Source organism: Streptomyces sp. AcH 505 (genome assembly GCF_000818175.1).
In the GTDB taxonomy this organism is placed as follows: Bacteria; Actinomycetota; Actinomycetes; order Streptomycetales; family Streptomycetaceae; genus Streptomyces.
This window is the reverse complement of the sequence record NZ_JTIY01000001.1, coordinates 4,645,795-4,650,923: the sequence shown is the minus strand read 5'-3', so window position 1 is coordinate 4,650,923 and position 5,129 is coordinate 4,645,795. Positions and strand designations below refer to the sequence as shown.

6 protein-coding genes are annotated in these 5,129 nt (G+C 72.3%); 1 reads left to right on the top strand and 5 read right to left on the bottom strand.

Annotated features, from left to right (window positions below):
* Window positions 1–56: 56 nt before the first annotated feature.
* From der to aroH, 5 genes are all read right to left on the bottom strand, one after another.
* Entirely contained in the window at window positions 57–1,517 is a 1,461-nt protein-coding gene (gene der / locus HY68_RS21250; protein ID WP_041991185.1) for a ribosome biogenesis GTPase Der, read from the bottom strand.
* A gap of 54 nt (window positions 1,518–1,571) precedes the next feature.
* Complete coding sequence (locus HY68_RS21245) at window positions 1,572–2,174, bottom strand: lysophospholipid acyltransferase family protein (RefSeq protein WP_078863973.1); 603 nt, start codon at window positions 2,172–2,174, stop codon at window positions 1,572–1,574.
* A gap of 68 nt (window positions 2,175–2,242) precedes the next feature.
* Window positions 2,243–2,977 (bottom strand): (d)CMP kinase, encoded by a 735-nt coding sequence (cmk, locus tag HY68_RS21240; protein ID WP_078863706.1) that lies wholly within the window; start codon window positions 2,975–2,977, stop codon window positions 2,243–2,245.
* Between the two features lie 114 nt (window positions 2,978–3,091).
* Window positions 3,092–4,177 (bottom strand): prephenate dehydrogenase, encoded by a 1,086-nt coding sequence (locus HY68_RS21235; protein ID WP_041991178.1) that lies wholly within the window; start codon window positions 4,175–4,177, stop codon window positions 3,092–3,094.
* Window positions 4,174–4,536, bottom strand: coding sequence for a chorismate mutase (gene aroH / locus HY68_RS21230; RefSeq protein ID WP_041991176.1), 363 nt, complete (start codon window positions 4,534–4,536; stop codon window positions 4,174–4,176). Before aroH ends, HY68_RS21235 begins: the two co-directional genes overlap by 4 nt.
* A 76-nt stretch (window positions 4,537–4,612) precedes the next feature.
* Here aroH and HY68_RS21225 point away from each other — a divergent pair.
* The coding region (locus HY68_RS21225) for a nucleotidyltransferase domain-containing protein (RefSeq protein WP_041991173.1) at window positions 4,613–5,129 on the top strand (517 nt) is incomplete at its 3' end.

Here is a 5,129-nt window from a genome sequence, read left to right as displayed (position 1 = left end):
GGCCCGGCACGGATGATCCGTGCCGGGCCCGCCCGTTTCCGCCGTTCCCGGCCCCGCTACTTCTTGCGGCCGCGCTTCTCGCGCACCCGCACCGAGATGTGGATCGGCGTGCCCTCGAAGCCGAACTCCTCACGCAGCCTGCGCTCGACGAACCGCCGGTAGCCGGCCTCGATGAAGCCCGAAGCGAACAGCACGAACCGCGGCGGCTTCGTGCCCGCCTGCGTGCCGAACAGGATGCGCGGCTGCTTGCCGCCCCTGATCGGGTGCGGATGCCCGGCCACCAGCTCGCCGAGGAACGCGTTCAGCCGTCCCGTCGGCACCCGGGTCTCCCAGCCGGCCAGCGCCGTCTCGATCGCCGGGACCAGCTTCTCCATGTGCCGTCCGGTACGCGCCGACACATTGACCCGGGGCGCCCAGGCGACCTGCGCCAGCTCCGTCTCGATCTCGCGCTCCAGGTAGTAGCGCCGGTCCTCGTCGAGGGTGTCCCACTTGTTGTACGCGATGACCAGGGCGCGGCCCGCGTCCACGGCCATCGTGATGATGCGCTGGTCCTGGACGCTGATGGACTCGCTCGTGTCGATCAGGACGACGGCGACCTCCGCCTTCTCGACGGCGGCCGCGGTGCGCAGCGACGCGTAGTAGTCCGCGCCCTCCTGGAGGTGGACCCGGCGCCTGATGCCCGCCGTGTCGATGAACTTCCAGACGATGCCGCCCAGCTCGATCAGCTCGTCGACCGGGTCACGGGTGGTGCCCGCCACCTCGTTGACGACCACCCGGTCCTCGTTGGCGACCCGGTTCAGCAAGGACGACTTGCCGACGTTCGGCCGCCCGATGAGGGCGATACGGCGCGGGCCGCCGATGGCGGTGCCGAAGGTCTGCGCTGGGGCGTCCGGCAGCGCTTCGAGCACGGCGTCGAGCATGTCGCCCGTACCGCGGCCGTGCAGGGACGAGACGGGGTGCGGCTCGCCGAGCCCGAGCGACCACAGCGCCGTGGCGTCCGCCTCGCCGCTCTGCCCGTCGACCTTGTTGGCGCAGAGCACGACGGGCTTGCCTGCCTTGCGGAGCAGCCGGACCACGGCCTCGTCGGTGTCGGTGGCGCCGACGGTGGAGTCCACGACGAAGACGACCGCGTCGGCGGCCTCGATCGCGTACTCGGCCTGGGCGGCGACCGAGGCGTCGATACCGAGGACGTCCTGCTCCCAGCCGCCGGTGTCGACGACCTTGAAGCGGTGGCCCGCCCACTCGGCCTCGTAGGTGACCCGGTCCCTGGTCACGCCCGGCTTGTCCTCGACGACCGCCTCACGGCGGCCGATGATGCGGTTCACAAGGGTCGACTTGCCGACATTCGGCCGGCCGACGACGGCGAGTACGGGCAGCGGGCCGTGTCCGGCCTCGCCGATCGCGCCCTCCACGTCCTCGGGGTCGAAGCCCTCCTGCGCGGCGATCTCCATGAACTCCGCGTACTCGGCATCGCCAAGCTCTCCGTGCTCGTCGTCGGAGTCGATCTGGTCGTTCATGAAGTCCGTACCTCGTTCATCCATCGTGATCGGTGCGCCACCACATGTGGCGCACTACTCAAGTCCTGCCGGGCGCCCGGTGAGGCGCCTGGCGTCGTCCAGGTGGGCGGCCAGCCGCTGCTGGACGCCGACCGTGGCGTCGTCCAGCGCGGCGCGCGTACGCCTGCCGCTGCCGTCGCCCGCCACGAACGCGTCGCCGAAGACGACGTCCACGCGGCTGCGCAGCCGGGGCAGCGCCTTGACCAGCCGGCTGCGGCTCTCCGTGCTTCCCAGGACAGCCACCGGCACGATCGGCGCACCGGACCGTACTGCGAAGTATGCGAGACCGGACCGCAAAGAGGCGAAATTGCCCTCGCCCCTGGTGCCCTCGGGGAAGATCCCCAGCACCCCGCCGGCCGCCAGCAGGCCGAGCGCGTCGGTGATCGCCGTGCGGTCGGCGACCGCGCGGTCCACCTTGAGCTGCCCGATCGCGCGCAGGAACGGGTCGAGCGGTCCGACGAACGCTTCCTTCTTGATCAGGAAGTGCACGGGCCGGGGCGCCGTGCCCATCAGCATCGGGCCGTCGATGTTGTGCGAGTGGTTGACGGCCAGGATCACCGGGCCGCTCGCGGGGACCCGCCAGGCGCCGAGCACCCGGGGCCGCCAGAGGCCGTTCATCAGGCCGACGCCTATGCCCCGTCCGACCGCGGCGCCTCTGCGGGACGGGGCGGCCCGCTCGGCGGTGCTCACCGGACCGCCCGCTTCTCCTCGACCAGGGTCACGATGCACTCGACGACCTGCTGAAGCGTGAGGTGGGTGGTGTCGACCTCCACCGCGTCGTCCGCCTTCGCGAGCGGGGACGTCTTGCGGCTGGAGTCGGCGGCGTCGCGCTTTATGAGGGCTTCCCTGGTCGCCGCGACATCGGCCGCGTCCTTGCCGCCCAGTTCGCCGCTGCGGCGGGCGGCCCGCGCCTCGGCGGACGCGGTGAGGAAGACCTTGACGTCGGCGTCCGGCAGGACCGTCGTACCGATGTCCCTGCCCTCGACCACGATGCCGTGCTCGGCCGAGGCGGCGACGGAGCGCTGCAGCCGCGTGATGACGGCCCGCACCTCGGGGACGGCGCTGACGGCGCTGACCTTCGAGGTGACCTCCTGGGTGCGGATCGGGCCCGACGCGTCGGTCCCGTCCACGGTGATCGTCGGTCCCGCCGGGTCGGTGCCCGAGACGATGACGGGCTTGCCGGCCGCTGTCGCGACCGCTTCCGCGTCCCGTACGTCGATGCCGTTGCTGATCATCCACCAGGTCATCGCGCGGTACTGCGCGCCCGTGTCCAGGAAGCTCAGCCCGAGCTTGAGGGCCACCGCCTTGGAGGTGCTCGACTTGCCCGTGCCCGAGGGGCCGTCGATGGCGACGATCACGGCGGCAGGGGCGGTCCTGGCTGCGGTTGCGGCGGTTGCGGCGCTTTCCACGGGAGTGGACACCTTCCTGGTTCACGGCTGGGGTGCGGTGGGACGTGGCAACGGCCCCCGCACAAGGTTACCGAGTACTCGGAGCGCCGGTGCACGCGTCCTTCCGGGGGCCGGACGGCCCCCGGGTCACTGCCGGATCGACCAGCCGCGGTTGCGCAGGGCGGCGTTGAGTACGGGCGCGGCGGACGGCTCGACCATCAGCTGGACGAGGCCGGCCTGCTGCCCGGTGGCGTGCTCGATGCGTACGTCCTCGATGTTGACCCCTGCGCTGCCCGCGTCGGCGAAGATCCGGGCCAGCTCGCCGGGACTGTCGCTGATCAGGACGGCCACGACCTCGTACGTCTTCGGGGCGGCGCCGTGCTTGCCCGGCACCCGGACCCGGCCCGCGTTGCCCCGGCGCAGTACGTCCTCGATGCCCGCCGCGCCGCCGCGCCGCTTCTCCTCGTCCGACGACTGGAGGGCGCGCAGCGCCTCGACCGTCTCGCCGAGGTCGGTGGCGATCCCGGCGAGCACGTCGGCGACGGGCCCCGGGTTGGCGGTGAGGATGTCGATCCACATGGCGGGGTCGGAGGCGGCGATCCTGGTGACGTCCCTGATGCCCTGCCCGCAGAGGCGTACGGCGGTCTCGTCGGCCTCTTCGAGCCGGGCGGCCACCATGGAAGAGATCAGCTGCGGGGTGTGCGAGACGAGGGCGACGGCCCGGTCGTGGGCGTCGGCGTCCATGACGACGGGTACGGCGCGGCAGAGCGCGACGAGTTCCAGGGCCTGGTTGAGCACCTCGGTGTCGGTGTCCCTGGCGGGGGTGAGCACCCAGGGGCGACCCTCGAACAGGTCGGCGGTGGCGGCGAGCGGGCCTGACCGCTCCTTGCCGGACATGGGGTGCGTACCGATGTAGGCGGTCAGGTCGAGGCCGAGCGCCTCCAGCTCGCGGCGCGGGCCGCCCTTGACGCTGGCGACGTCGAGGTAGCCGCGGGCCGTCCCGCGCCGCATGGCGTCGGCGAGGGTCGCCGCGACATGCGCGGGCGGTACGGCGACGATCGCGAGGTCGACCGTGCCGGGCGCCGGCTCGTCCGTACCGGCGCCGAGCGCGGCGGCCGTACGGGCCCGGTCGGGGTCGTGGTCGGTGAGGTGCACGGTGACGCCGCGGCTCGCCAGGGCGAGCGCGGCCGATGTGCCGATCAGGCCCGTTCCGATGACGACGGCTGTTCTCACTGGGCGATGTCCTTGCGGAGGGCGGCGGCGGCGCCGAGGTAGACGTGCGCGATCTGCGCCTTGGTCCTGCCGGACTCGACGTGGGCGAGGATCCGCACGACGCGCGGCATGGCACCGGCGATGTCCAGCTCCTGCGCGCAGATCAGCGGCACGTCCACGATGCCGAGGCCGCGGGCGGCAGCGGCGGGGAAGTCGCTGTGCAGGTCGGGGGTGGCCGTGAACCAGATGCTGATCAGGTCGTCCGGCGTGAGGTCGTTGCGGTCGAGGATCGCGGACAGGAGCTGCTTGACCTGCTCGTCCATGTGCCCGCGCTCGTCCCGCTCCAGCTGGACCGCGCCACGGACCGCTCGTACCGCCACGGTTCCTCCTCGTTCGTCCACGATGATCGCGTGCTCCGTTCAGCCTAGGGCCTGTCCGGCCGGTAGCCTCGCGCGCATGACTCCCGAGGCCCTGGTCCGCGACCACACCGTCTACGCGTGTGTGACGGGCTCCCGCGCCTTCGGGCTCGCGACGGAGGGGTCGGACACGGACCGGCGCGGGGTCTTCCTCGCCCCCACGGCGCTGTTCTGGCGCTTCGAGAAGCCGCCGACACATGTGGAGGGCCCGGCGGACGAGCAGTTCTCCTGGGAGCTGGAGCGCTTCTGCGAACTCGCCCTGCGCGCCAACCCCAACGTCCTGGAGTGCCTGCACTCCCCGATCGTGGAGCACGCCGACGCCACGGGCCGCGAACTGCTCGCCCTGCGTGACGCGTTCCTGTCGCTGCGGGCGTACGAGACGTTCCAGCGCTACGCGTTGGGCCAGCGCAGGAAGCTGGAGGCGGACGTACGGCAGTACGGCGCCCCGCGCTGGAAGCACGCCATGCACCTGCTCCGGCTGCTCGCCTCCTGCCGCGACCTGCTCCGTACGGGCGCCCTCGTCATCGACGTGGGCGACCAGCGGGAGCCGCTGCTGG

Coding starts and splice junctions, on each gene's coding strand:
- der (WP_041991185.1), bottom strand. CDS start 1,517: ATGAACGACCAGATCGACTCCGACGACGAGCACGGAGAGCTTGGCGAT.
- HY68_RS21245 (WP_078863973.1), bottom strand. CDS start 2,174: ATGAACGGCCTCTGGCGGCCCCGGGTGCTCGGCGCCTGGCGGGTCCCC.